The 539-nt window shown below is 40.4% G+C and carries 1 protein-coding gene; it reads left to right on the top strand.

Going from position 1 to position 539, the window contains the following annotated elements:
• Nucleotides 1-123 precede the first annotated feature (123 nt).
• Nucleotides 124-539 (top strand): nitroreductase family protein (locus AC3G7N_RS22375; RefSeq protein WP_489424301.1); only part of this gene is annotated, 416 nt, incomplete at its 3' end.

Genomic DNA, 539 nt, shown 5'->3' on the forward strand with positions numbered 1-539 from the left:
TTATAGCAAATTTTATACCAACTTTATGACGGTGATGACGGGAGGGAACACGTGATTAATTGCCAATGTTACGAAAGAATCTGTTACCATAGTGATAGAGAAGATTAACGATGAGGTGGAAACTTGGATATACTGCAGGCAATTAAACAAAGAAGATCGATACATAGTTTTACTGACGAAGAAGTGCCTTTGGACAGGCTAAAGGAGATCTTTACCTATGGTTCCTATGCACCAACCCATTATATGAAAGAACCGTGGCAAATTAAACTCTACCAGGAACAGGGGAAGGCCCCTTTTGTTAATAAAATCATCGAAAGCTACCAGCGTATTGGAATGTTAAAAACTACTGATGATGCCAAAACAGTGAAAATGGTAGATTCGATGAAAAATTTTTTATTACATATCCCGCATCATGCGTTGATTTATTATACAAAGGAGGCTGATCAGGTTCGTGTTGAGGAAGAAAGTGCCGCAGTTAGTGCATTCATTCAGAACGCCCAACTAGCCGGCTGGGAACTCGGTGTTGGGATGCTCTGGAC

Source organism: Virgibacillus carmonensis (assembly GCF_057836705.1).